General features: G+C 72.0%; 24 protein-coding genes. 8 read left to right on the top strand and 16 right to left on the bottom strand.

Features of this window, described 5'->3' with window-relative positions; genetic code table 11:
• Window positions 1-14: 14 nt before the first annotated feature.
• From OG521_12785 to OG521_12775, 3 genes are all read left to right on the top strand, one after another.
• Complete coding sequence (locus OG521_12785; GenBank protein ID WUW26662.1) at window positions 15-704, top strand: class I SAM-dependent methyltransferase; 690 nt, start codon at window positions 15-17, stop codon at window positions 702-704.
• Between the two features lie 147 nt (window positions 705-851).
• Window positions 852-1,340: a SigE family RNA polymerase sigma factor gene (locus tag OG521_12780; protein WUW21615.1), complete on the top strand. Its 489-nt coding sequence runs from the start codon at window positions 852-854 to the stop codon at window positions 1,338-1,340.
• Entirely contained in the window at window positions 1,337-2,113 is a 777-nt protein-coding gene (locus OG521_12775) for a hypothetical protein (GenBank protein WUW21614.1), read from the top strand. The genes OG521_12780 and OG521_12775 overlap by 4 nt, the downstream gene beginning before the upstream one ends.
• A 67-nt stretch (window positions 2,114-2,180) precedes the next feature.
• Here OG521_12775 and OG521_12770 read toward each other — a convergent pair whose 3' ends face one another.
• The 3 genes from OG521_12770 to OG521_12760 are packed head-to-tail and all read right to left on the bottom strand — an operon-like array spanning window position 2,181 to window position 4,886.
• Complete coding sequence (locus OG521_12770; protein ID WUW26661.1) at window positions 2,181-2,933, bottom strand: amino acid ABC transporter ATP-binding protein; 753 nt, start codon at window positions 2,931-2,933, stop codon at window positions 2,181-2,183.
• A gap of 5 nt (window positions 2,934-2,938) precedes the next feature.
• Complete coding sequence (locus OG521_12765; GenBank protein WUW21613.1) at window positions 2,939-3,889, bottom strand: amino acid ABC transporter permease; 951 nt, start codon at window positions 3,887-3,889, stop codon at window positions 2,939-2,941.
• A 28-nt stretch (window positions 3,890-3,917) separates the two neighbouring features.
• Window positions 3,918-4,886, bottom strand: a complete 969-nt coding sequence (locus OG521_12760) for an ABC transporter substrate-binding protein (GenBank protein ID WUW21612.1) — start codon at window positions 4,884-4,886, stop codon at window positions 3,918-3,920.
• A 523-nt stretch (window positions 4,887-5,409) separates the two neighbouring features.
• On the opposite strand from OG521_12760, the gene OG521_12755 reads away from it, so the two are divergent.
• From OG521_12755 to OG521_12740, 4 genes are all read left to right on the top strand, one after another.
• On the top strand, window positions 5,410-6,621 hold the full coding sequence (locus tag OG521_12755; protein WUW21611.1) for an NADP-dependent malic enzyme: 1,212 nt from the start codon (window positions 5,410-5,412) through the stop codon (window positions 6,619-6,621).
• A gap of 159 nt (window positions 6,622-6,780) precedes the next feature.
• Window positions 6,781-7,746: a zinc-binding dehydrogenase gene (locus OG521_12750; GenBank protein ID WUW21610.1), complete on the top strand. Its 966-nt coding sequence runs from the start codon at window positions 6,781-6,783 to the stop codon at window positions 7,744-7,746.
• A gap of 38 nt (window positions 7,747-7,784) precedes the next feature.
• Window positions 7,785-7,994, top strand: coding sequence for a helix-turn-helix domain-containing protein (locus OG521_12745; GenBank protein WUW21609.1), 210 nt, complete (start codon window positions 7,785-7,787; stop codon window positions 7,992-7,994).
• Window positions 7,994-8,572, top strand: coding sequence for a peptidase (locus tag OG521_12740; protein WUW21608.1), 579 nt, complete (start codon window positions 7,994-7,996; stop codon window positions 8,570-8,572). The genes OG521_12745 and OG521_12740 overlap by 1 nt, the downstream gene beginning before the upstream one ends.
• A gap of 66 nt (window positions 8,573-8,638) precedes the next feature.
• On the opposite strand, the gene OG521_12735 is transcribed toward OG521_12740, so the two are convergent.
• Together OG521_12735 and OG521_12730 are read right to left on the bottom strand one after the other, a co-directional pair.
• Window positions 8,639-9,646 carry a helix-turn-helix transcriptional regulator gene (locus tag OG521_12735; GenBank protein ID WUW21607.1) on the bottom strand — a complete coding sequence of 336 codons (1,008 nt, stop codon included), beginning with the start codon at window positions 9,644-9,646 and terminating at the stop codon, window positions 8,639-8,641.
• 1 nt (window position 9,647) lies between these two features.
• Window positions 9,648-10,505: a DUF4097 family beta strand repeat-containing protein gene (locus OG521_12730; protein ID WUW21606.1), complete on the bottom strand. Its 858-nt coding sequence runs from the start codon at window positions 10,503-10,505 to the stop codon at window positions 9,648-9,650.
• A gap of 164 nt (window positions 10,506-10,669) precedes the next feature.
• On the opposite strand from OG521_12730, the gene OG521_12725 reads away from it, so the two are divergent.
• On the top strand, window positions 10,670-11,518 hold the full coding sequence (locus OG521_12725) for a hypothetical protein (GenBank protein ID WUW21605.1): 849 nt from the start codon (window positions 10,670-10,672) through the stop codon (window positions 11,516-11,518).
• A 34-nt stretch (window positions 11,519-11,552) separates the two neighbouring features.
• Here OG521_12725 and OG521_12720 read toward each other — a convergent pair whose 3' ends face one another.
• The 11 genes from OG521_12720 to OG521_12670 all read right to left on the bottom strand — a co-directional run bounded on the left by OG521_12720 (window position 11,553) and on the right by OG521_12670 (window position 23,855).
• Window positions 11,553-11,738: a DUF6104 family protein gene (locus OG521_12720; GenBank protein WUW21604.1), complete on the bottom strand. Its 186-nt coding sequence runs from the start codon at window positions 11,736-11,738 to the stop codon at window positions 11,553-11,555.
• 119 nt (window positions 11,739-11,857) lie between these two features.
• The gene (locus OG521_12715) at window positions 11,858-15,667 is read right to left on the bottom strand and encodes a multifunctional oxoglutarate decarboxylase/oxoglutarate dehydrogenase thiamine pyrophosphate-binding subunit/dihydrolipoyllysine-residue succinyltransferase subunit (protein ID WUW21603.1); all 3,810 of its coding nucleotides are present in this window, start codon (window positions 15,665-15,667) and stop codon (window positions 11,858-11,860) included.
• Between the two features lie 257 nt (window positions 15,668-15,924).
• On the bottom strand, window positions 15,925-17,001 hold the full coding sequence (locus tag OG521_12710; protein ID WUW21602.1) for a HAMP domain-containing histidine kinase: 1,077 nt from the start codon (window positions 16,999-17,001) through the stop codon (window positions 15,925-15,927).
• Window positions 16,998-17,735 carry a response regulator transcription factor gene (locus OG521_12705; GenBank protein WUW21601.1) on the bottom strand — a complete coding sequence of 246 codons (738 nt, stop codon included), beginning with the start codon at window positions 17,733-17,735 and terminating at the stop codon, window positions 16,998-17,000. Before OG521_12705 ends, OG521_12710 begins: the two co-directional genes overlap by 4 nt.
• Before the next feature lie 234 nt (window positions 17,736-17,969).
• Window positions 17,970-18,662 carry a spermidine synthase gene (locus OG521_12700; GenBank protein WUW21600.1) on the bottom strand — a complete coding sequence of 231 codons (693 nt, stop codon included), beginning with the start codon at window positions 18,660-18,662 and terminating at the stop codon, window positions 17,970-17,972.
• A 102-nt stretch (window positions 18,663-18,764) separates the two neighbouring features.
• Entirely contained in the window at window positions 18,765-19,397 is a 633-nt protein-coding gene (locus OG521_12695; protein ID WUW21599.1) for a hypothetical protein, read from the bottom strand.
• Window positions 19,394-20,728, bottom strand: a complete 1,335-nt coding sequence (locus OG521_12690; protein ID WUW21598.1) for a hypothetical protein — start codon at window positions 20,726-20,728, stop codon at window positions 19,394-19,396. The genes OG521_12695 and OG521_12690 overlap by 4 nt, the downstream gene beginning before the upstream one ends.
• A complete protein-coding gene (locus OG521_12685) occupies window positions 20,725-21,501 on the bottom strand; it encodes an ATP-binding cassette domain-containing protein (GenBank protein WUW21597.1) in 777 nt (258 codons plus the stop codon). Before OG521_12685 ends, OG521_12690 begins: the two co-directional genes overlap by 4 nt.
• 10 nt (window positions 21,502-21,511) lie before the next feature.
• Window positions 21,512-22,429, bottom strand: coding sequence for a hypothetical protein (locus tag OG521_12680; protein WUW21596.1), 918 nt, complete (start codon window positions 22,427-22,429; stop codon window positions 21,512-21,514).
• Entirely contained in the window at window positions 22,426-23,028 is a 603-nt protein-coding gene (locus OG521_12675) for an RNA polymerase sigma factor (protein WUW21595.1), read from the bottom strand. The genes OG521_12680 and OG521_12675 overlap by 4 nt, the downstream gene beginning before the upstream one ends.
• 77 nt (window positions 23,029-23,105) lie before the next feature.
• A complete protein-coding gene (locus tag OG521_12670) occupies window positions 23,106-23,855 on the bottom strand; it encodes a GNAT family N-acetyltransferase (GenBank protein ID WUW26660.1) in 750 nt (249 codons plus the stop codon).
• Window positions 23,856-23,895 lie beyond the last annotated feature (40 nt).

The following is a 23,895-nucleotide window of genomic DNA, read 5'->3' as shown; positions in this document are numbered from 1 at the left end:
AGCAGGAGTGGTACATGCCCGACCGCGAGGAACGCTTCCGGGTGATGCTCGACATGGTCGAGGCCCTCACGGGCCCCGAACCGCGGGTGCTCGACCTCGCGTGCGGTACGGGAAGTATTACGGACAGGCTGCTGCGGCGGTTCCCGAACGCCACCAGCACCGGCGTCGACCTCGACCCCGCGCTGCTCGCCATCGCCCGCGGCTCCTTCGCGGGCGACGAGCGCGTCACCTTCGTGACCGCGGACCTCAAGGACCCGCGGTGGACGGACCGACTGCCCCACGACTCGTACGACGCCGTCCTCACCGCCACCGCGCTGCACTGGCTGCACAGCGGACCGCTCACCACGCTCTACGAGCAGCTCGGCGGCCTCGTCCGCGACGGCGGGGTGTTCATGAACGCCGACCACATGATCGATACGGACACCCCCCGGATCAACGCCGCCGAGCGCGCCCACCGTCACGCCGCCATGGACCGGGCCAGGGCCGCCGGAGCCCTGGACTGGGCGGACTGGTGGGCCCTGGCCGCGAAGGACCCGGTGCTCGCCGGGCCCACCGCCGAGCGGTTCGCGATCTACGGCGAGCACGCCGACGGCGACATGCCGTCCCCCGCGTGGCACGCCGCCACCCTGCGCGCCGCCGGGTTCGCCGAGGCCCGCGCCGTCTGGTCCTCGCCGTCCGACAGCCTGGTGCTCGCGGTGAAGTGACGCCAGCATGCCTCCAGGGGCGGCCCGGACGACGGTCCGGGCCGCCCCTTCACGTTTGTCCGCCCTTCGCCGCAACCCGCCGCGGGTCCCACCGCACTGGAAGGGTGAGACGGTCCGCGCCCGCGGACCCGGAGAGGGGCGCTGACGATGCGGAGCGATGACGACGCCGCGCTGCACGCCTTCGTCGAGAGCAGACGCACCGCACTCTTCCGCAGCGCGTACCTGCTCTGCGGCGACCGGCACGAGGCCGAGGACCTGGTCCAGGCGACGTTGGTCAAGGTGGTGCTCGGCGGACGGCGGCACGGGCGGCTCGACAACATCGAGGCGTACGCGCGCAAGACCCTGGTCAACACCTTCATCGCGGCCCGCCGGCGCTTCTGGCGGCGCGAGCAGTCGTACGGCGAACTGCCCGAACGGGCGGCCCACGCACCCGACACGGACACCGGCCTCGCGGTCCGGGCGGCGCTCGCCCGGCTCACGCCCAGGCAGCGGGCCGTCCTGGTGCTGCGCTACTGGGAGGACCTGAGCGTCGAGGCCACGGCCGGACTGCTCGGGATGCGGGAGAACACGGTCAAGAGCCACGCGGCTCGGGGGTTGGCGGCGCTGCGCGCCGAGATGGCGGAGGAATTGGTATGAACGACGTGCGTGAGCTGCTGGGGCGGGCCGCGGAGGACGCGGGGCCGCCGGTCATCAGCACGGAGGCGGTCTACGCCAGGGCGGCCCGGGTGCGGTGGCGCCGCCGGGCCGCGGTGTCGGCGACGGCGGTGTGCGCGGTGGCGGCCGGTGCGTTCGTGGTGCCGGGGCTCTCCGGGGGACAGGAACAGAGCCCGCGGACCTCGTCGGTGGCGGCCCCGGCCAAGCCCGGCGCCACCGGCGAGCGGGCCCGCCAACTGACCGAGCTGCTGCCCCGGGGCGTCGGCTCGGTGGAGCAGGTGTCGCTGGCCGTCATCATCAAGCACGCGACACCGGAACAGGCCGCGGAGCATCCGTACGGGCCGCTGGACGGGCAGTACGCGGTCCGCCGCGACGGCGGGGTCGGCTATCTGACCGTCGATGTCCGCAACGCCGCGGCGCTGGCGAAGAAGTCCGGGGACCGCCCCCGGGAAACCGACCTCTGCAAGGTGGGGGCGGGGGAGCCGGCCCGTACCGACTGCGTCCGTGAGGTACTCCCCGACGGGCGGGTGCTCACCATGTGGAGCGACGCCATGGACTACGGGGACGGCACGCCCCAGTGGGGTCCGGAGCTGGTGGGCCGGCTGACGCTGAAGGGCGGCGGGCAGCTGGCCGTACGCGACAGCACCGGCTTCGAGGCGGGCACCGCGCTCGGGCCGCTGCTGAAGACGCCGCCGCTGACGCGGGCGCAGCTGCGGACGCTGATGCTCAGTCCGGAGCTGCTGCCGGAGAAGTAGGGCCCACGCACGCGAGGGCGGTACGGACCGGCATGGTCCGTACCGCCCTCGCGGCGTGGTGCGGCAGCTACAGGACCTTGGACAGGAACGACTTCGTCCGGTCGTGCTGCGGGTTGGTCAGGACGTCGCGCGGGTGGCCCGACTCGACCACCACGCCGTCGTCCATGAAGACCAGCGCGTCGCCGACCTCACGGGCGAAGCCCATCTCATGGGTGACGACGATCATCGTCATGCCGTCCTCGGCGAGACCGCGCATGACGTCGAGGACGTCGCCGACCAGCTCCGGGTCGAGCGCCGACGTGGGCTCGTCGAAGAGCATCAGCTTCGGCTCCATGGCCAGCGCCCGGGCGATGGCCACCCGCTGCTGCTGTCCGCCGGAGAGCTGCGAGGGGTAGTTCTTCGCCTTGTCGGACAGGCCGACACGGTCCAGGAGACGTTCCGCGCGGGCCCGGGCGACCGCCTTGGACTCGCCCTTGACCTGGACCGGCGCCTCCATGACGTTCTCGATGGCCGTCATGTGCGGGAACAGGTTGAAGCGCTGGAAGACCATGCCGATGTCCCGGCGCTTCAGCGCGACCTCGCTGTCCTTGAGCTCGTAGAGCTTGTCGCCCTTCTGGCGGTAGCCCACCAGCTCTCCGTCGACGGACAGCCGCCCGGCGCTGATCTGCTCCAGGTGGTTGATGCACCGCAGGAACGTCGACTTGCCGGAGCCGGACGGGCCGATCAGACAGAAGACCTCGCGCGGGGCGACCTCCAGGTCGATGCCCTTGAGGATGTGTGCGGCGCCGAAGGACTTGTGGACGCCCTCGGCCTTCACCATGGCGGTCATGCCATGCCTCCCTTCGGGCGGCCCAGCGACAGCATGTTGGCCTTGATCTTCTGCATCGGGGTGGCCGGCAGACTCCGGCTGGAGCCGCGGGCGTAGTACCGCTCCAGGTAGTACTGCCCGACGCTCAGCACCGAGGTCATGATCAGGTACCAGGCCGCGGCGAGGAAGTACATCTCCACCGGGGCCCCGGATGTCTGCCCGATGTCCTGGGCGTATTTGAAGAGTTCGTAGAACTGCACGGCCGCCACCAGCGACGTGGTCTTCAGCATGTTGATGACCTCGTTGCCCGTGGGGGGCACGATCACCCGCATCGCCTGGGGGATGACGACGCGGCGCAGCGTCTTGCTGTGGCTCATGCCGAGCGCGTGCGAGGCCTCCGTCTGGCCCTCGTCGACCGAGAGCAGACCGGCGCGGCAGATCTCCGCCATGTACGCGGCCTCGTTGAGGCCGAGGCCCAGCAGCGCCGTCAGGAGCGGCGTCATGAAGCTCGACCAGTAGTCCTTGTAGATCGGCCCGAGGTTGATGTACTCGAAGACCAGACCCAGGTTGAACCAGACGAAGAGCTGCACCAGGACCGGCGTGCCGCGGAAGAACCAGATGTAGGACCACGCGATCGACGAGGTCACCGGGTTCTTCGACAGGCGCATCACGGCCAGCAGGATGCCGCCGACCACGCCGATCACCATCGACAGGACGGTCAGCAGCAGGGTCTGGCCGACCCCCTTGATGATGCGGTCGTCGAAGAAGTAGTCCGGGACCGCGCCCCAGTTGATCTTGCCCTGGCTGAAGGCGTAGATGATCGCGACGAGCGCGGCGATGGCGATGACCGCCGAGACGTACCGGCCGTAGTGCCGGACCGGGATGGCCTTGATCGCCTCCGGTCCCGCGGACGGTGTGGGGGGTGCGGGCAGCCGGTCGGCCTGGCCCGTCTTCTCGATGTCAGTCACGGCTGATGCCTTTCAGCGCCGGATCCGGTCAGGATCCGCCGTTCAGCTTGGCCTCGGTGACCGCGCCGGCCTCCACGCCCCACTTGGCGATGATCTTCTCGTACTCGCCGTTCTTGATGATCGCCTCCAGCGCCGCCTGGACGGCCTTGGTGAGCTGGTCGTTGCCCTTGGCGATGGCGATGCCGTACGGCGCCGCCTCGACCTGGTCGCCGACGATCTGGAAGTCCTTGCCGCCGCCCGAGGTCTTCACCGCGTACGCGGCGACCGGGAAGTCCGAGGAGCCGGCGTCGGCCCCGCCGGAGCGCAGCCGGGTCTGGGCCTGCAGGTCGTTGTCGTACGGCTCGATGGCGATCTTCTTGCCGCCGGTGCACTTCTTGGACTCGGCCTTGGCCAGGTCGTGCGAGACGGTGTTCCGCTGGACGGCGATCTTCTTGCCGCAGAGGTCGGCCCAGGTCTTGATCCCCTGGTCGTCGCCCTTCTTGGTGTAGATCGAGACACCGGCGGTGAAGTAGTCGACGAAGTCGACGCCCTCGCCGACCTTCTTCTTCGTCTCGGGGTCGATGCCCTCCTGGCGGTCCTTGGTGTCGGTCATCGCCGACATCGCCAGGTCGTAGCGCTTGGCGCGCAGACCGGTGACCAGGGTGTCGAAGGTGCCGTTCTCGAACTGGAACTCCACACCCAGTTCCTTGCCCAGCGCGTCCGCGAGGTCGGGGTCGATGCCGACCGTCTTGCCGGACTTGTCCTTGAACTCGACCGGCGGGTACGCGATGTCCGAACCGACCTTGATGACGCCCTTGGACTTGATGTCCGCGGGGAGCAGGTCGGCGGGGGAGGAGGCGGAAGCGCCGTCGCTCGCCTTCGCCGAGGCGGAGTCTCCGGAGTCGTTCTTCGTCTGGTCGCCACAGGCGGTCAGCAGCATGGTGCCGGCGACCGCGATGGCGCCGACCGCGGCAATCCGGGACTTCGCGGTCGTACGACGAGTGGTGCGTGCGGTCATGATCGGGTTCCTCCGGCAGGTGAGGGTGGTGTCGCCAGGCGGTATGGCACACGGCGTCGGGTGTCGCCGCCTTGTGTGATTACGGCATCTTGCCATTCGGACTAGCCCAATCAGGGGGCACCGCATGTCAAAATCGGGTAACGGGACACCCCCGAACCCAGCGGGCCGGCACATCAAGGCCGGACCTATCACTGGAATCGCTTCTTCCTGCCGGAAGATCGCCTGCCCCGGACCTGCTCTGGGCGGGTTTCGTGTCGGCTGGCCGACTTGTCTGTATGCCCCACTATGAGTCACGTCACCGTGGGCATATCGACTCGTCCGCGATGCCGCCTGTCCGGTAAGAAGGACGTTTACACCCCTCATCCGGGGCTCAGGGCGCGTGTGCGGCGCGCCCGCGCGTATGTACCTCCCCCTGCCGGGGCGGGCCAATCGCCCAGCGCAGGGAACGTACGCGGTGCCCGCCCACCCCTCCTCAACCAGGAGTGGCCACCCTCAAACGATGAATACCTAAGGGGTCAACACCATGGCAGCGGAGATCGTCAATCCTCGCAGCGACAGCAACACGGGCAGCGCGACCGACGAGCCGTTCGATCCGGCCTTCGCGCTTCACCGGGGCGGGAAGATGGCCGTGCGGGCCACCGTCCCGATCCGGGACAAGGACGACCTGTCCCTCGCGTACACCCCCGGCGTCGCGAAGGTGTGCAGCGCCATCGCGGAGAATCCCGAGCTGGTCCACGACTACACGTGGAAGTCACAGGTGGTCGCCGTCGTGACGGACGGCACCTCGGTGCTCGGGCTCGGCGACATCGGACCGGAGGCCTCCCTTCCAGTGATGGAGGGCAAGGCGATCCTGTTCAAGCAGTTCGGCGGCGTCGACGCGGTGCCGATCGCGCTCGCGACCACCGACACGGACGAGATCATCGAGACCGTCGTCCGGCTCGCCCCGTCCTTCGGCGGTGTGAACCTGGAGGACATCTCGGCACCGCGGTGCTTCGAGATCGAGCGCAGGCTCCAGGAGCGGCTCGACATCCCGGTCTTCCACGACGACCAGCACGGCACCGCCGTGGTCACGCTCGCCGCTCTGCGCAACGCCGCGAAGCTGTCCGGGCGGGGCCTCGGCGAGCTGCGCGCCGTCATCTCGGGCGCGGGTGCGGCCGGGGTGGCCATCGCGAAGTTCCTGCTGGAGGCAGGGCTCGGTGACGTCGCCGTCACCGACCGCAAGGGCATCGTCAGCCGGGACCGCGAGGACCTCACGGACGTCAAGCGGGAGCTGGCCGAGCTGACGAACAAGGCCGGCCTCACCGGAACCCTGGAGTCCGCGCTGGCCGGTGCGGACGTCTACATCGGCGTCTCCGGCGGTACGGTCCCCGAGCCGGCGGTCGCCTCGATGGCGCCCGGCGCGTTCGTCTTCGCCATGGCGAACCCGACGCCCGAGGTGCACCCCGACATCGCGCACAAGTACGCGGCCGTCGTGGCGACCGGGCGGTCGGACTTCCCGAACCAGATCAACAACGTGCTGGCGTTCCCCGGCATCTTCGCGGGTGCGCTGCAGGTGCGGGCCTCGCGGATCACCGAGGGCATGAAGATCGCCGCGGCGAACGCGCTGGCGGACGTGGTGGGCGACGAGCTGGCCGCCGACTACGTGATCCCGTCGCCGTTCGACGAGCGCGTCGCCCCGGCCGTCACGGCCGCGGTGGCCGCGGCCGCGCGGGCCGAGGGCGTGGCCCGGCGCTGAGGCTCTGAAGCGGGGGTCCGGGGCCGGCGCCTTTCCGGGGGCGCCGCCCCGGACCCCCGCTGCTCGATCGCCGGAGGTGCTTGAGCAGCCGTCACGCGCGGTGCGTGTCACACCCGCAGCCGGTTACGCCGGCCCGGCGGCCCGCCTATCGTCGGCCCCATGTTCGCCGCCTACGCATCCCGCCTCGACCGCGACCACCCCCTCAACGGCCTTGAGCTGGGCGAACGCCCCGCTCCCGAGGCGCGTCCCGGGTGGACCACCGTCAACGTCCGGGCCGCCTCCCTCAACCACCACGACCTCTGGTCCCTGCGCGGCGTCGGCCTCGCCGAGGACAGGCTGCCGATGATCCTCGGCTGTGACGCCGCGGGCGTCGACCAGGACGGCAACGAGGTCGTCCTGCACTCCGTCATCGGCCAGACCGGGCACGGTGTCGGTCCGGACGAGCCCCGCTCCATCCTCACCGAGCGCTACCAGGGCACGTTCGCCGAGCAGGTCACCGTCCCCAGCTGGAACGTGCTGCCCAAGCCGAAGGGGCTCACCTTCGCGCAGGCCGCCTGCCTGCCCACGGCCTGGCTGACCGCTTACCGCATGCTCTTCACCAACGCCGGGGTGCGGCCCGGCGACTCCGTGCTCGTCCAGGGCGCCGGCGGCGGTGTCGCGACCGCCGCGATCATGCTCGGCCGGGCGGCCGGGCTGCGGATCTACGCCACCAGCCGGGACGAGGCCAAGCGCAGGCGGGCCGTGGAACTCGGCGCGGCCGAGGCGTTCGAGCCGGGCGCGCGGCTGCCCCACCGGGTCGACGCCGTCATCGAGACCGTCGGCGCCGCCACCTGGTCGCACTCCGTCAAGTCCCTGCGTCCCGGCGGCTCGCTGGTCATCTCCGGCGCCACCAGCGGCGACCGACCCGCGCACGCCGAGCTGACCCGGATCTTCTTCCTGGAACTGAAGGTGGTCGGCTCGACCATGGGCTCCAGGGACGAGCTGGAGGACCTGCTGGCGTTCTGCGAGAACACCGGGGTGCGGCCGGTGATCGACCAGGAACTGCCGCTGGACCGGGCCCGCGAGGGCTTCGAGCGGCTCGCGGCGGGCGACCAGTTCGGGAAGATCGCGCTGACTGTCAACTAAGGTTGACGCGCGTCATGGTGTCAATGTAGGTTGACACCATGACCGAAGCAACGGATCTCGCCGAGCGTGCCGGCGACCGCGACCCCCGGGTGGGGCTGCGGTCGGTCGCCGCGCTGCGGCGGCTGCTGGAGCAGCTCGAAGCCGTACAAGTCAGAAGCGCCCGGGTGCAGGGCTGGTCGTGGCAGGAGATCGCGGCCGAACTGGGTGTCAGCCGGCAGGCCGTGCACAAGAAGTACGGGAGGCATTGATGTTCGAGCGATTCACCAAGGGAGCCCGCGCCACGGTGACCGGCGCCGTGGCTCATGCCGAGCGGGCCGACGCCGGTTCGATCACCGGGGAACATCTGCTGCTCGCCCTGCTGGACCAGGACGGCGGCCGGGCCTCGTTCGCCGTCGCCGCACTGGGCCTCACGGACCGCAGGGCGTTGGTGGAGGCGGCACTCGCCGACGCGCGCAGGCGCGGCGGAATGACGAAGGCCGACGCGGACGCCCTCGCGGGCATCGGCATCGATCTCACCGCGATCGTCTCCCGCATCGAGGAGGCGCACGGCGAGGGGGTCCTGGCGGGCGGCGGCAGGACCCGCCGCCGGCGCACCGGGCGTCGCCCGTTCGCCCAGGAGGGCAAGAAGATCCTGGAGAAGTCGCTGCGGATCGCACTCGGCCGCGGCGACCGCTTCATCGGCGAGGAGCACCTGCTGCTGGCCCTCACCGCATCCCCGGGAGTCGTCGCCGACGTGCTCGCCGACCACGGAGCCACGTACGGGACGGTCAGCCGCGCGCTGTACGGGGAGGGCGGCGAGGAGCAGGACAGCCGCAAGGCGAGCTGATGGCGGCGGGCGGCCCGGGGACCACTCCCCGGGCCGCCCGCCGCCTTCGGTGCTGCCGCCGCTACCTCACTTCGTGCCGCCGTCGGTGTTCCCCCGCAGCAGCGCCCCGATGTGGGCCGCCGCCGTCGACAGGTGGCGGCGGGCCTCGGTGAGCTGGTCCTCCGTCACCCCCCGGTCCCTGGCCGCGTCGCGGATGTCGTCACGGAACCGGTCGAGCAGGCGGTCCAGATCGCGGGCCGGGTCCCCGGTGCCGCCCGCGTCCTTGCCCCAGTCGGGGTCGGCGTCGGCGGGTTCCGGCTTGACGTACGGAGGCCAGGTCCCGGTGCGGGCGAAGCCGCCCAGGGTGCCGGTGAGTTCCGCCAGCCCCTCCCGTACGCCCGCCGGCCAGTCGCCCCGGGCGAAGTGCTCCTGGACCTGGCGGGCGGCGTTCTGCATCTGCTCGCGCGCCCTGTCCTGGGCCTCCTTGGCCTGGCGGCGGGCCTGCTGGGCCTCCTCGCGGGCGCGGCGGGACTCGTCCTTCGCCCGGCGGGCCTGCTCCTTCCACTCCTGCTTGGCCTTGCGCAGTTCTTCCTTCGCGGTGCGCCAGGCCTCGTTGTCACCGAGGTCGCCGAAGTCACCGAAGCCTCTGAACGGGGGCTCCTTGCCGGTGCCCGCCCTGCCGCCGCCCGGCCGGGCGGAGCCGGTGTGCCGGGATTCGTCGGCGGCGGCCCGCATCTCGCTGCGCAGCTTGCCCGCCGCGCCCCGGACGTCGTCGCGCATCTCGGCGGCCAGTTCGGAGACCGACTCCCTGATCTCCAGCTCCAGGTCCGCGAGCTCACCGGTGCGGCCCGCCAGTTCGGCCCGGCCGGCGTCGGTGATCGAGTAGACCTTGCGTCCGCCCTCGGTGGCATGCGTGACCAGGCCCTCGGCCTCCAGCTTGGCCAGCCGCGGGTAGACCGTGCCGGCCGAGGGCGCGTACAGGCCCTGGAAGCGCTCCTCCAGGAGGCGGATCACCTCGTAGCCGTGCCGGGGGGCCTCGTCGAGCAGCTTCAGCAGGTAGAGGCGCAGGCGGCCGTGGGCGAATACGGGGGGCATGTCAGAGCACCTTTCCGGTCGGCTCGGCGTCGTGCGCGTCGTCATCGGCCGGTGGGCGGCGCAGCAGCGCGATCGATCCCGAGATCGTCGACGCCTTGAGTGTCCCGGCTCCGGAGCCCAGCGTGCCGGTGATCTTCTTCGCCCCCCACTGGCCGCTGACCCGCAGGTCCTCGAAACCGTTGGAGACGGAGCCGCTGGCGGTGTTCGCCTCGACGGTCGCGTCGGCCGGGTGCGGCAGGCGGATGGCGATCTCGCCGGAGACCGTGGCCAGCCGGACGTCGGTGGGCTGCCCGGTCGGGTCCAGGTCGAGCACCATGTCGCCGCTGACCGAATCGGCCTTCACGGAGGTGCCGGCGCCCTCGATGATCGTCAGATCGCCGGAGACCGAGTGGAAGCGCAGCCCGCCGGTGACGGCCTGTGCCTCCACGTTGCCGGAGACGGTCTCCGCGCCGACCGGGCCGGCGAGCCCGACGAGCGTGGTGTCGCCGGTGACGCCGCGTACGTCCGTACGGCCGCGGACCCCGGAGACGAAGGCGCCCGCACCGACCACGCCGACCTCCACGGCCGAGCCGGCCGGGACCGCGAGGGAGACCACCGCGCGGCGGTGCCAGCCCTTGCGGTCGAGCCACTTGAGCAGGCCCTGCCAGGCCAGGTCCTCGTACGCGACGGTCAGGACGCCGTCCTGCTGCGTGACGATCAGCGGGGGTCCCTCGATGTCGGAGACCTCCAGGCGGGCGGTCGGCTCGTCGGTGCCGACGACGTTGACCGTGCCGTTGACGATGCGCACGTTCAGCGCGGTGACGGGCTCGTCGAAGGTGAGCTTGCGAGGCTCGTCAATGGCCCACGTCGACACAGGCATGGATCTGACCTCCTGGGGAGCGCGGACGACGCAACATATCGCGTCTCTTGGTGAACACGATATATCGCGGGTACGGGAAGTCAAGGCGCGCAAGGAGAGGAGGCGAGATGGCCATTGGGGGCAAAAAGGATCAAAAGGGTGCAATGTGTCCTACGGTGTGGGGCATGGACGCGACATCACCTGTGGGGGCACTCCTGCTGTGCCGGGCCGAGCCCGAGACCGTGCGGCCGGTCGCCCAACTGCTGCGCGAGCCGATGCTGCTCGCGCCCGCCGGGGACGGCTGGAGCGTCCTCGTACCCGGGGGAGAGCCCTGGCGGGGCGGGCGCGACGGGCATGACGGGGAGCCGGCCGAGCCCGTCGACCGGGTGCTCGGCGGCTGGGCCACCGCACTCGCGGTCGGCTCCACCTGGCCGGTCCTGGCCCTGTGGTGGGACGGCGACCGGGCCGGATACACGCTCGCCGCGGGATTCCGCCGCCCGGTCGGCTACGTCTGGCTCGCGGACGGGACCCCGGCCGGTGAGGACGAGGCGACGCGTACGTTCGCCGAACGGCTCGGCCTCGACCCCGTCCTGGACGTCCAGGCCCTCGAAGCCCTGACCCGGCCCGATCCGGGGACGGACGCCCGGACCCGGCTGCGCGGGCTGCTCGCCGTGCTCACCCGCACCGGGCTCGCACTCCCGCCCGGCCTCGACCCCGGCGAGCCCTCCGGCCGGCTGGCCGAGGGGGCTGCCGCCTGGCCGGAGAGCGAACGGATCGAGTGGACCGGCTGGCGCGACGCGGTGAAGGTGGAACTCGAAGCGGTCGAGAACAGCCGCCTGGGTCCCTGGATGCGCGGGCCCCGGGCCCGCGCCCTGGCCGGCGCCCAGCTGGCGGCCGGACTCCCGCTCGCCCTCTGGGGAGCCGGGCGGCGCAGCGGCGGATGGATCTTCGCCGGGGCGCTGCTGATGGTCCACGGCGCGCTGGGTCTCGCCTACGACCGGATCAGGGACGGCGACGCGCCGGACGGTCCCTGAGCGGTCCCGTCGAACAGCCCCGCGTTCCGGCCGGTCAGTCCTCGTCGTCGTCCTCGTCGTCCAGCCGGGCCAGCCAGGTGGCGAGGCGCTCGACGGGCACCTCGAAGTCGGGGTTCAGATCGACGAAGGTGCGCAGCTGCTCGGCGAGCCACTCGAACGTGACCTCTTCCTCGCCTCGCCGCTTCTCCAGCTCCTCGATACCGCGGTCCGTGAAGTACATGCCGCAATTCTAGTGAAGGACGAAAGGCGCACATCAGTGGCCTGGTCGAGGCGCCCACGCCGAGGGGCCCGGTCCGCGATCGACTCGCGGGCCGGGCCCCTCGTTGCGTACGCGACCGGTCAGGCCTCGAAGACCTCCGCGACCAGCTGTGCCTGCTCGGCCTGGTGGCGCTTGGCCGAGCCGACCGCCGGGGACGAGCCGTGCGCGCGCGAGATGCGGCGCAGGCGCTCACCGTGCGGCACGTCGGCGCCGACGGCCAGGTCCAGGTGGTCGATCAGGTTCAGGGCGATGAACGGCCAGGCACCCTGGTTGGCCGGCTCCTCCTGGGCCCACAGGTACTTCGCCGCGTTCGGGTACTTGGCGATCTCGGCCTGGATCTCCGCACCCGGCAGCGGGTACAGGCGCTCCAGCCGGATGATCGCCGTCTCCGTGTCGCCACGCTTCTGACGCTCGGCGTCCAGGTCGTAGTAGACCTTGCCGGTGCAGAACACGACCTTGCGGACCGCGCTCGCCTCGACCGAGTCGTCGCCGATCACCGGACGGAAGCCGCCGGTGGTGAACTCCTCCGCCTTCGACGCCGCCGCCTTGAGGCGGAGCATCGACTTCGGGGTGAAGACGATCAGCGGCTTGTGGTGCGGGTTGTGCACCTGCCACCGCAGAAGGTGGAAGTAGTTCGACGGCAGGGTCGGCATCGCGACCGTCATGTTGTCCTGCGCGCACATCTGGAGGAAGCGCTCCGGGCGGGCGGACGAGTGGTCCGGGCCCTGGCCCTCGTAGCCGTGCGGCAGCAGCAGCGTGACGCCGGAGGTCTGGCCCCACTTCTGCTCGGCCGAGGAGATGAACTCGTCGACGACGGTCTGCGCGCCGTTGACGAAGTCACCGAACTGGGCCTCCCAGATGACCAGCGACTCCGGGCGGGCCAGCGAGTAGCCGTACTCGAAGCCCATCGCCGCGTACTCGCTGAGCAGCGAGTCGTAGACGTTGTAACGGGCCTGCTCGTCGGAGAGGTAGAGCAGCGGGGTGTAGTCCTCGCCGGTCTCCTGGTCGACGAGGACCGCGTGGCGCTGGCCGAACGTGCCGCGGCGGGTGTCCTGGCCGGCGAGCCGGACCGGGGTGCCCTCCATCAGCAGCGAACCGATGGCCAGGGTCTCGCCCATGCCCCAGTCGATCGTGCCGTCCTCCACGGAGGCCGCACGACGCTGCATCTGCGGCATCAGGCGCGGGTGGACGGTGATGTGGTCGGGGATGTTGACCTGCGACTCGGCGATCCGCTTCACGACCTCCTGGGAGACCGCGGTGGTCACCGCCACCGGGAACTCGGCCCGGGGTTCGGACACATGCGGCTGCGCCGGGTGCGAGGTGGCCTCGCGGACCTCCGCGAACACCTTCTCCAGCTGGCCCTGGAAGTCCTGGAGCGCCTGCTCCGCCTCTTCCAGCGTGATGTCGCCGCGACCGATGAGGGACTCGGTGTAGAGCTTGCGCACCGAGCGCTTCTTGTCGATCAGGGTGTACATCTGCGGGTTGGTGAACTGCGGGTTGTCGCCCTCGTTGTGACCGCGGCGGCGGTAGCAGATGAGGTCGATCACGACGTCCTTGTTGAACGCCTGACGGAACTCGAAGGCGAGCCGCGCGACGCGGACGACGGCCTCGGGGTCGTCACCGTTGACGTGGATGATCGGCGCCTCGATCATGCGCGCCACGTCGGTGGCGTACATCGAGGAGCGCGAGGACTCCGGGGCGGCGGTGAAGCCGACCTGGTTGTTGATCACCACGTGCACGGTGCCGCCGGTGCGGTAGCCGCGCAGCTGCGACATGTTCAGCGTCTCGGCGACGACGCCCTGGCCCGCGAAGGCCGCGTCGCCGTGGAGCGCGACGGGCAGGACGGTGAAGTCCGTGCCGCCCTTGTTGATGATGTCCTGCTTGGCGCGGGCGATGCCCTCCAGGACCGGGTCGACCGCCTCCAGGTGCGAGGGGTTGGCGGCCAGCGAGACCTTGATCTGCTCGCCGTCCAGACCGGTGAAGGTGCCCTCGGCGCCCAGGTGGTACTTGACGTCGCCGGAGCCGTGCATCGACTTCGGGTCGAGGTTGCCCTCGAACTCCCGGAAGATCTGCGCGTACGACTTGCCGACGATGTTCGCCAGCACGTTCAGCCGGCCGCGGTGGGCCATGCCGATGACGACCTCGTCGAGGCGGGCCTCGGCGGCGGAGTCGATGACCGCGTCGAGCAGCGGGATGACGGACTCGCCGCCCTCCAGCGAGAACCGCTTCTGGCCGACGTACTTCGTCTGCAGGAAGGTCTCGAACGCCTCCGCGGCGTTCAGCCGGCGCAGGATGCGCAGCTGCTCCTCGCGCTCGGGCTTGGGGCGCGGACGCTCCACCCGGTCCTGGAGCCACTTGCGCTGCTTCGGGTCCTGGATGTGCATGAACTCGATGCCGGTGGTGCGGCAGTACGACTCACGCAGCACACCGAGGATGTCGCGGAGCTTCATCATCGTCTTGCCGGCGAAACCGCCGACCGCGAAGTCCCGCTCCAGGTCCCACAGGGTGAGGCCGTGCTCGGTGATGTCCAGGTCGGGGTGCTTGCGCTGGTGGTACTCCAGCGGGTCGGTGTCGGCCATGACGTGGCCGCGGACCCGGTAGGAGTGGATCAGCTCGAAGACCCGTGCGGCCTTGGTGACGTCGTCGTCGTGCGAGGCGTCGATGTCCTTGAGCCAGCGGACCGGCTCGTAGGGGATGCGGAGCGCCTTGAAGATCTCGTCGTAGAACTCGTTCTCGCCGAGCAGCAGCTGGGAGAGGATCCGCAGGAACTCGCCGGAGGCGGCGCCCTGGATGACCCGGTGGTCGTACGTCGAGGTCAGCGTCATGACCTTCGAGATGCCCAGCTTGTTCAGGGTGTCCTGGGACGTGCCCTGGAACTCCGCCGGGTAGTCCATCGCGCCGACGCCCATGATGAGGCCCTGTCCGGGCATCAGGCGGGGCACCGAGTGGACGGTGCCGATGCCGCCGGGGTTGGTCAGCGAGGCGGTGACTCCGGAGAAGTCGTCCATGCCGAGCTTGCCGTTGCGGGCCCGGCGGACGATGTCCTCGTAGGCCTGCCAGAACTCGAAGAAGTTGAGCGTCTCGGCCTTCTTGATGGCCGCGACGACCAGTTGGCGGTCGCCGTTCGGCTTCACCAGGTCGATGGCGAGGCCGAGGTTGACGTGCTCCGGCTTCACCAGGGTCGGCTTGCCGTCCTTCTGCGCGAAGGAGTAGTTCATCGCCGGCATGGCCTTGAGGGCCTGCACCATCGCGTACCCGATGAGGTGCGTGAAGGAGATCTTCCCGCCGCGGGCGCGCTTGAGGTGGTTGTTGATGACGATGCGGTTGTCGAAGAGCAGCTTCACCGGGACGGCTCGGACGGACGTGGCCGTCGGCAGCTCCAGCGAGGCGTTCATGTTCTTCGCGACCGCGGCCGACGGGCCGCGCAGCGTCACGTACTCGGGGCCGGCCGGGGCCTCGGTGGCCGGGGCGGCGGGGGCCTTCGCGGCCGGAGCCGGTGCGGGCTTCGCCGGGGCGGCCTTCACCGGAGCCGCCGGGGCGGCAGGTGCGGGCGCCGGGGCAGCGGGTGCGGCCGGAGCCTGAGCCGCGGGCTGCGCGGGTGCGGCAGGCGCGGTGGTGGGGGCCGGTGCGGTGGCGGCAGGTGCCGCGGGCACCGCAGCCCCCGCGGCTGCGGCGCCGGGAACGGGCTTGTCCGCCGTGCCGGACGTACCCGGCTTGTAGTCGGCGAAGAAGTCCCACCAGGCGCGATCGACCGAATTGGGATCCTGGAGGTACTGCTGGTAGATCTCGTCGACGAGCCACTCATTGGGGCCGAAAGCAGCAGCCGGGTTCGTACCCGGGCTGGCTTGGTCGGTCGAGATGCTCGAGTTACTGGGGGACTGAGACGACACGGCGGCAACCGCCCTCTTCCGCTTCACAAGGTGATGGACAGCGGAAATCAAGGCTACGCCTCCCCGGCCGTTCTCTGCAGGCCGGGCCGGCCTTCGTCGTGCAAGTCACATCGAAAGTCGGGTTTCGGGGCAGGAAATGGCGGGAAACAAGCTTGGTTCCGCTTCGCTCCGGGTACGCGAGACCGCCGTAACGGCCCCTTGGACCGTACCCCTTGTTCAGAACACGTAGAACGTGCCCTTCCGGTTCGAACCCTATGTCAACCGCGCGGCTGATGAGTCCCCGGAAGGGTGACGCGGATGCGGCAGCCGCGAGCCGATTCGGCCACACCGATCCGGCCGCCGTGCAGATCCACCGCCCAGCGGGCGATCGCCAGCCCCAGACCCGTACCGCCGTCGCTGCCCGGACCGTGCGGGGACGGCACCTCGCCCCGGTTGAAACGCTCGAAGACCCGGTGCCGCTCGGACTCCGGGATACCGGGGCCCTCGTCCCGGACCTCCAGGTGCAGTGACTCCGGCTGCGCCCCGCGCCGGGCGCGCACCGTGACCCGGCCGTGCGGCGGGCTGTGCTTCACCGCGTTGTCGATGAGGTTGGCCACCACCTGGTGCAGCCGCTCCGCGTCGGCGTGCGCCGTCAGCTCCGGCGGGGACACGTCCAGGTGCAGATGGACGTCGTTGCGGGCGTGGTTGCCGGAGCCCGAGGAGAGCCGGCGGTGCGCGGCGGCGAGGTTCGCCTCCTTCAGCACCCCCGACAGATAGGGCCACACCTCGAAGCGCCTGGCCTTCAGCGTGACCACGCCGTTGTCCAGCCGGGACAGGTCCAGCAGCGTCTCGACCAGCCGGCCGAGCCGCTCCGTCTGTTTGAGGGCCGTGCGCATCGTCTCGGGATCGGCCGAGGACACCCCGTCCACGACGTTCTCCAGCACGGCTCTCAGCGCCGCGATGGGCGTGCGCAGCTCATGTGAGACATTCGCCACCAGCTCCTTGCGGTGCCGGTCCACGGCGGCCAGGTCGTCCGCCATCAGGTTGATCGTCTGCGCCAGGTCGCCGAGCTCGTCGCGCCGGTCGGCGCCGCTCACCCGTCTGGTGTAGTCGCCGTGCGAGATCGACCGGGCCACCGCCCGCATCTCGTCCAGCGGCGCGGTCAGACCGTGGGCCACGAACTGGGTGATCAGCAGGGTCGCGATCACCGAGAAGACCGTGATGAACCTCAGCTCGGTGCGCGTCCGCAGGGCCACCATGAGCAGCCCGGTCGTGATGAACACCGAGACGACCACGAGCGTGCCCAGCTTGGCCTTGATGGAGAACGGCCGCAGCCCCCGCACGGGACCGGTCATGGCGCGGGGGTCTCCAGGGCGTAGCCGACGCCGTGCACGGTACGGATCCGCTCCGCGCCGATCTTGCGGCGCAGGGCCTTGATGTGGCTGTCGACGGTACGGGTGCCCGAGGCGTCCGCCCAGTCCCAGACCTCCGCCAGCAGCTGCTCACGGGAGAGCACCGCGCGCGGCGTGTTGGCCAGGCAGACCAGCAGGTCGAACTCGGTCGGCGTCAGATGGACGTCGTCCGCACGGACCCGCACCCGGCGCTGCGCGTGATCGATCTCCAGCTCACCGAGGCGCAGTATGCCGCTGCGGGGCGTCACCGCGGCCAGCGCGGCCCGCTCCACCCGGCGCAGCAGGACATGGACCCGGGCCGCCAGCTCACGCATCGAGAACGGCTTGGTCATGTAGTCGTCGGCGCCGACGCCGAGTCCGACCAGCATGTCCGTCTCGTCGTCCCGGGCGGTCAGCATCAGCACCGGCACCGGGCGCTGGGCCTGCACACGCCGGCAGACCTCCAGGCCGTCGAAGCCGGGAAGCATGATGTCGAGCACCATCAGATCCGGCTGCCAGGCCTCGGCCGCGTCCACGGCCGCGGGGCCGTCGAGCGCGGTCTGCACCAGGAAGCCCTCGGCCCGCAAGCGGGCGGAAATGGCATCGACGATCGTGGCATCGTCCTCGACCACCAGCACGCGGCGCTGCGCGCCCGGGGTGGCCGCGACACCTGTGTGGGTGGTGTGTGTCTGTTCCATCGCCCCGCCCCTGCCCGTTCTCACGGAGGACATTCCCCCGGACGTACGGTTTTCGCTCGTGAATTTCGTGGGTGATCCCGCTATCGGTCAGCAGCGTAAAGGCAGCGGACGGCTTCCGGCTACGCAGGGTGCAAGGGTGCGGGGGCGGGACGGGCGAACGGAAGTGGCGGAGTGTCGCTCTTGTGGCACTTGGCCCCCGGGCGTCCCGGGGCTCGCATACCCGGCGGGGGAATCTCAGTCCGCTCGAATTGCGAGATGGACCACGTCCGGCACACCTCGGGCAACACCTACTTCTTCGGTCCGAACCCCCCGGAATCCGGCATTCCGCAGAGCTTGTTCGAACTCGGCGGACGGCTGTGCGGACCACACCGCGAGCACTCCGCCCGGCGTCAGCCGGGCCCGGCAGTCGGCGAGACCGGCGGGGGAGTACAGATTCCCGTTGTCCTCGGTGACGGTCCAGTCCGGTCCGTTGTCGATGTCCAGACACAGTGCGTCGTAACGGTCCGTAGTCGAACCGAGGTACGCGACGAGGTCCGTCGTCAGGACCGCGGTCCGCGGATCGGCGAGCGCCGCCGCCGAGAGCCCGGCCAGCGGCCCGCCCCGGTGCCAGTCGACGATGGCCTGCTCCCGCTCGGCGACCACGATCCGCCCCCAGCGCGGTTCGGCGGCGGCCCGGACGAGCGAGAACCCGACACCGAGCCCGCCGATCAGCACCGCGGGCTCCCGCCGGCCGGCGGGCAGTGCGGCGAGCGCGGCATCGATCAGCAGCCGCTCGGAGCGCCCGTCCGACGTGTCCATCAGGAAGCACCCGTTGGCGATGATCTCGAAGTCGTCACCACGCCTGCGCAGGACGACCTCCCCGTACGGTCCCTCACGGCGGTCCAGGGTGACGGGGGCGAGGGCGTCGGGGCCGAAGGTGTGGGACATGGCGCTGGTCTCCGGTGCAGGTGGGTCGGTGTCACCGTCATCCTGGCCCGCCGGTGGCGGCCGGGCCAGCGGTTTGGCCGATCCGCCCCTGATCGGACGGGGTCAGCCGCGTTCGGGACGCGGACCGCGTACGGCGAACAGCACGGCCCCCGCCGCGTACGCCGCCGACGCCACCAGCCACGCCCCGGTCTGCGGCCCCGGCTGCATCGGCCAGGCCCAGACGGAGGCCGCGCCGCCGGGGGTGCGCGGCGCGGCCAGGTACACGGCGCCGCCGTAGACCGTCATCGGCAGCCAGCTCAGCCGGGCGCCGATCAGCGCGGCGGAGGCGGCCGCCACCCCGGTCGCGCCGAGCACGTTGCGGATCATGCCCGGGGCGCCGAAAGCCTCGGGATGTCCGGGGACGGCCAGGGCGAGCGCCGCCGCGGCCGGCCCGGTGAGGGCGAGCAGATGCAGCAGCCGCCGAGGCCACCAGCGGCGCACCGCGGTCCGGTCGAGCTCGTCGGCAGCGGCGTACAGGCTGGTGCCGATCGCGGCCGACACCAGCAGCGGGGCCAGCACGAGGACCGGGACGCGTCCCGTGTGGCCGAAACGGTCCTCCAGCCGGGCCGCGGCCCAGGCGGCGAGGAGCACGACGCCGGCCAGGGCGGCGGCGGTGCGGGGGAGGCCGCGGGACCGGACATAGAGGACCGGCAGCCCGGGCCGGAGCGCGGAACGCGGCGTGGCGGCGGGGCTCACAGGACGGGCACCTCCGACGGGGTGCAGCTCGTGCGCGTGGCCAGAAAGCGGCCGAGCCAGACGCGGCGCTCGGAGGCGGGCATGGCTTCGAGCCGGCGGAGCTGAGGGGTCCGCTCGGTGCCGAAGTACCGGGCGGCGTCGGGACCGGCGAGCCAGCCCCTGACGGCTTCGTCGGTCGCCATGACGCGGTCGGTGTGGAGGGCGTCGGGGCACTCCCGGTTCACCACCCCGTAGGTCACCTGCCAGACGAAGTCCTCCGGGTGCTGAAGCCGCCCGCGCAGGAGGTACCCGCCGACGTACGGCGTCGGCACCCGGACCTCGGTGGAACCGTCCAGGGGTTCCTGGTCCACATAGCGGGCCGGAGCGCCCGGCACCCCGTCCAGCCGCCCGAACAGTCCGGACAGCGCCCGTGAGACCTGCGGCAGCAGCGACTCGTCGTACTCGGTCAGGCAGAGCCGCGGGGTGCCGTCCGCGCAGACGGGCCGGGAGGCGGCCGGGTCCTCCCGCAGCAGGTCGGTGCCGGCGTGCGTGATCAGCGGGGCGACCGCGGCCGCCACGGCGAGCGGCACGACGGCGAGGAACCTGCGCCTGGCCGCATGGGCGATCAGCGCGGCCAGGGCGAGGCCGCAGGTCCACGCCGCCATCGCCGGGGCGAACCACCACACCGGCAGAGTCCTCTCCAGCGCGTACTGCATGGCCGGATCGAGGTACTGCGCCGAGGAGTCGTAGTAGTCAGGCACACCGAGGACGAGGTACAGCACGACGGCGAGGGCGGGCGCGGCCAGCCGCCACCGGCACCGCTGGCCGACGACGAAACCCACCGGCCCGACGGCCAGCAGGAAGGCGCAGTCCGCGACGGCCACGGAGGGAAAGGGGCTGCCGCCCCCGGCGTACGGCCAGGTGGCCACCAGCGAGCCGGCGAACACGACCAGATACCCGGCGACCGCCCACAGCGCGATCGGCAGCGCGGCCACCACGACCCGCGTCGACCGGGCGCGCGGGGTGGTGCTCCAGAGTCCGGCCGTCGAGCGCCGGTGGTCGCGGGCGCCCTGCCGGCAGGAGGCGGCCGCCACCAGCGGACCGGTGAGCAGGGTGGCGGCGGAGTGCAGGTAGCCCTGGGCCTCGCCCCAGCCGCCCTGCCAGGTATCGGCCTTGGCCGCCATGGTGACGCCGAGCATGAGTACCACGCAGCCACCGGTCCACGGCGCGATGCCGCGGCGCAGTTCGGTCCGCAGCGCGAGGAGCGTCGGGCGGTACGCGGCGGGCGGGCGGGTGCGGCGGGGACCGGGGGAGTTCTCCTGTTCGGCGGCCAGGGTGCCGGTCGTCGTCATCGGGCGGCCGCCGTCGCCCGGTGGCTGTGCAGAGCTGCGGTGTAGCCCCGCTCGGCGGGGCTGCCGTCGAGCCGGTCCCCCTCGCCCCCGAGGGCCGCCAGCTCGGCCGTCGTCCCCCGGTACGCGATGCGGCCCGCCTCGACGAGCGTCACGTCCGCGCAGGCCGTGACCACGTCCTCGACGAGGTGCGTGGAGAGGATGACCGTGGCGCGCTCGCCGAGTTCCCGCATCAGCGCACGGAACTCCACCCGCTGCTCCGGGTCCAGACCCGCGGTCGGCTCGTCGAGCAGCAGCAGCTCCGGTTCGTTGACGATCGCCTGCGCGATGCCCACGCGCCGCACCATGCCGCCGGACAGGGTCTTCATCCGGACGTCGATCCGGTCCGTCAGACCCACCCGGTCCACCGCACGCTCCACCGCGCCCGCGATCACGGAGCCGTCCATCTCCTTCAGCCACGCCACATAGGCGACGAACTCGCGGACGGTGAAGCCCGGGTAGTAGCCGAACTCCTGCGGCAGATAGCCCAGCCTGCGCCGGACCGCCGCACGACGGCGGTGATCCGCCGACGCTCCCACCTCGTCGCCCAGCAGCTCGATCCGGCCGGAGGTGGGAGCGGTGGCCGTGGACACCACCCTGATCAGCGACGTCTTGCCCGCCCCGTTCGGCCCGAGCAGCCCGTGCACCCCGGGGCCGAAGCCGAGATCGATCCCGTCCAGGGCGGTCGTACGGCGATGCCGGACCGTCAGCCCCGAGACCCTGACGGTGCTGTTCATACGCTCACGCTCACGACGTCGTCTCCAGGTGGTCGAAGGATCGGCGGCGCAGGGCCAGCAGCCCGGCGCAGCACACGGCCGCCAACGCCCAGCCGCCCTGTGCGGCGGGCCCCGCGAAGTACCGGGCGGCCAGCCGCGCCGTCTCGGCGGCCGGCGCGGGCGACATCCCGAAGGCCGGTACGGCGACGGCGGCGGCCCAGCACGCGGCGACGGAGGAGGCCCCGGTGCGGCAGCCGACGTACGAGCCGAGCGCCAGCGCGCCCAGCGTCATGGCCAGCCCGGGCAGCAGCCACGCCACGGCCCCCGGCCCCCCGGCCGATGCGGGCAGTACGGCCCAGGCGAGCGTCAGCACCGGGACGGTCACCGCGAGCACCGCGGCCGTCCTGATCAGCAGCAGCCGCAGCCCGCCGCCCGGAGTCGTCGCGGTGATCTCGTGCATCGGGTCGGCGGAGCGGCCGTAAGAGAGACCGACCCCGGCGAGCGGCAGCACCGGGGCGACGACGAGGAGCAGCGGCCGCACCGAGCCGCCGAGCCCGCCCCCGTACGCGAGGGCGACGGCACCGAGCGCCACCAGCACCAGTGCCGCCGCCCACGCCCCCCGCAGGGCGGGCCCGGCGGCCCACAGCACCCGCCCGATCCGGGTGGCGGCCCCCCGCCCCCGCGCACGCCCCCACGTGCGCAGGGCCCCCCACCCCGGCGCGCGCCCCCGCGAGCGCACCGGTTCCGCGGCCGCGGCGGCGAGCACCGCCGCCCTGACCCCCTCCAGCAGCGGCAGCGCGTCCCCCCGGCCGCACACCGCCCCCGACACCCGGTCCGCGCAGCGTGCACAGGACTCGACGTGCTTCTCCAGGGACCAGGCCTCGGTCTCGGCGGCGGTGCCCGCCGCGTACCGCAGGGCCAGTTCGTCTGCCACGTGCCAGGCCGTCATGCGATGCCTCCCAGCGGTCCGCTCTCCACGACCAGCCGGTCCAGCGCGGCCCGCAGTTCGCGCCGGGCCCGCAGGGCACGGGTCTTGACCGTGCCCTCCGGTATGCCGAGCAGCCCGGCGGCCTCCCGGGTCGTCAGCCCGTCGATGACCGTCGCCCGCAGGACCTCCCGGAGTTCCGGCGAGATCCGGTCGAGCGCGGCACCCACGTCGCCGTACTCCAGGCCCGCCAGCACCCGGTCCTCGGCGGACGGCACGTCGGCCGCCCACTCCGCCCCGCCCGCGTGCTCGGCCTGCGCCACCCGCTCCGTCCTGGCCCGGCTCCGCCGCGCGTCGACCAGCCGGCGCGCGGCGATCACCCAGAGCCAGCCGCCGGCCTCGGCACCCCGGTGCGCACCGGCGGAGCGCCAGGCCGTGACGAAGGTGTCCTGGAGCACCTCCCGTACGGTCTCGGCGTCCGCACAGCGGCGGTTCAGCCGGGCCAGCAGCCAGCCGGCATGCCGGTCGTACAGGGCGGCCAGGGCCGTCGTGTCCCCCTGGGCGACGGCACGCAGCAGCGCCTCGTCGTTCCGGTCGTCCCCCGAGGGGCGCAAGTGGCTCACACCCTCTCTATCGGAGGCCGGACGCCACTCGGTTCACGCACGGCGCGAGAAGGCGCCGCCCGGGCGGCCCCGGCCGTTCAGGACTGCGGCGGGGTCCAGACGTACGGCGTCGTCGTGGTCACGGCGTGGAAGCCGAGCCGGCGCAGGATCGGGGCGCTGTCGTCGGAGGCGTCGACCTGGAGGTAGCGGCTTCCGCGGGCGACGGCCAGCCTCGCGCGGGTGGCGACCAGGGCGCGGTAGATCCCGCGGCCCCGCCACGCGGCCAGGGTCGAGCCGCCCCACAGTCCGGCGAACTCCGTACCCGTACGGAAGACCAGCCAGGCCGCGGAGACGACCTCGTCGCCGGCCTCGGCGACGAAGACGGCGATCTCGTCGGGGGCGGTGGCGACCCGGGCCATCAGGTCGTCGCCCAGCCAGCTCCAGTCCTCGCCCCAGATCTCCGACTCCACGACGGCGATGCGCCGCAGATCGGCTTCGGCGGTGACCTGCCGGATCGTCACACCGTCCGGCAGCACCGGGTCGGCGGCCATCTCCTCCGCGCGGCCGATGAGGACCGCCTCCCGCTCCTCGGGGACGAAGCCCGCGGCGCGCAGACGGTCGGTCAGGTCGGCCGGCAGGTCGTGGCCGCGGGTCTTCCACTCCACGGCCTCGCCGCGTGCGGCGAAGTGGTCGCGCTGCCGGGCGATCAGCTCGTCGAGCTCGGCCCCGCGCACCCCCACGTCCCGGGGCGTGGTCACGAAGCCGCGGAACTGGCCCACGACGCGCAGCAGTTCGCCGTCCCACTCGTAGTGGACGCCCTCGGGCGGATTCGGGGGCGCACCGCGCATGTTCTCGTCGTAGGCCTGGAGCAGGCCGGCGGGGCCGGAC

The organism is Streptomyces sp. NBC_01463 (assembly GCA_036227345.1).
In the GTDB taxonomy this organism is placed as follows: domain Bacteria; phylum Actinomycetota; class Actinomycetes; order Streptomycetales; family Streptomycetaceae; genus Streptomyces.
This window is presented reverse-complemented; position numbering and strand designations above follow the sequence as displayed.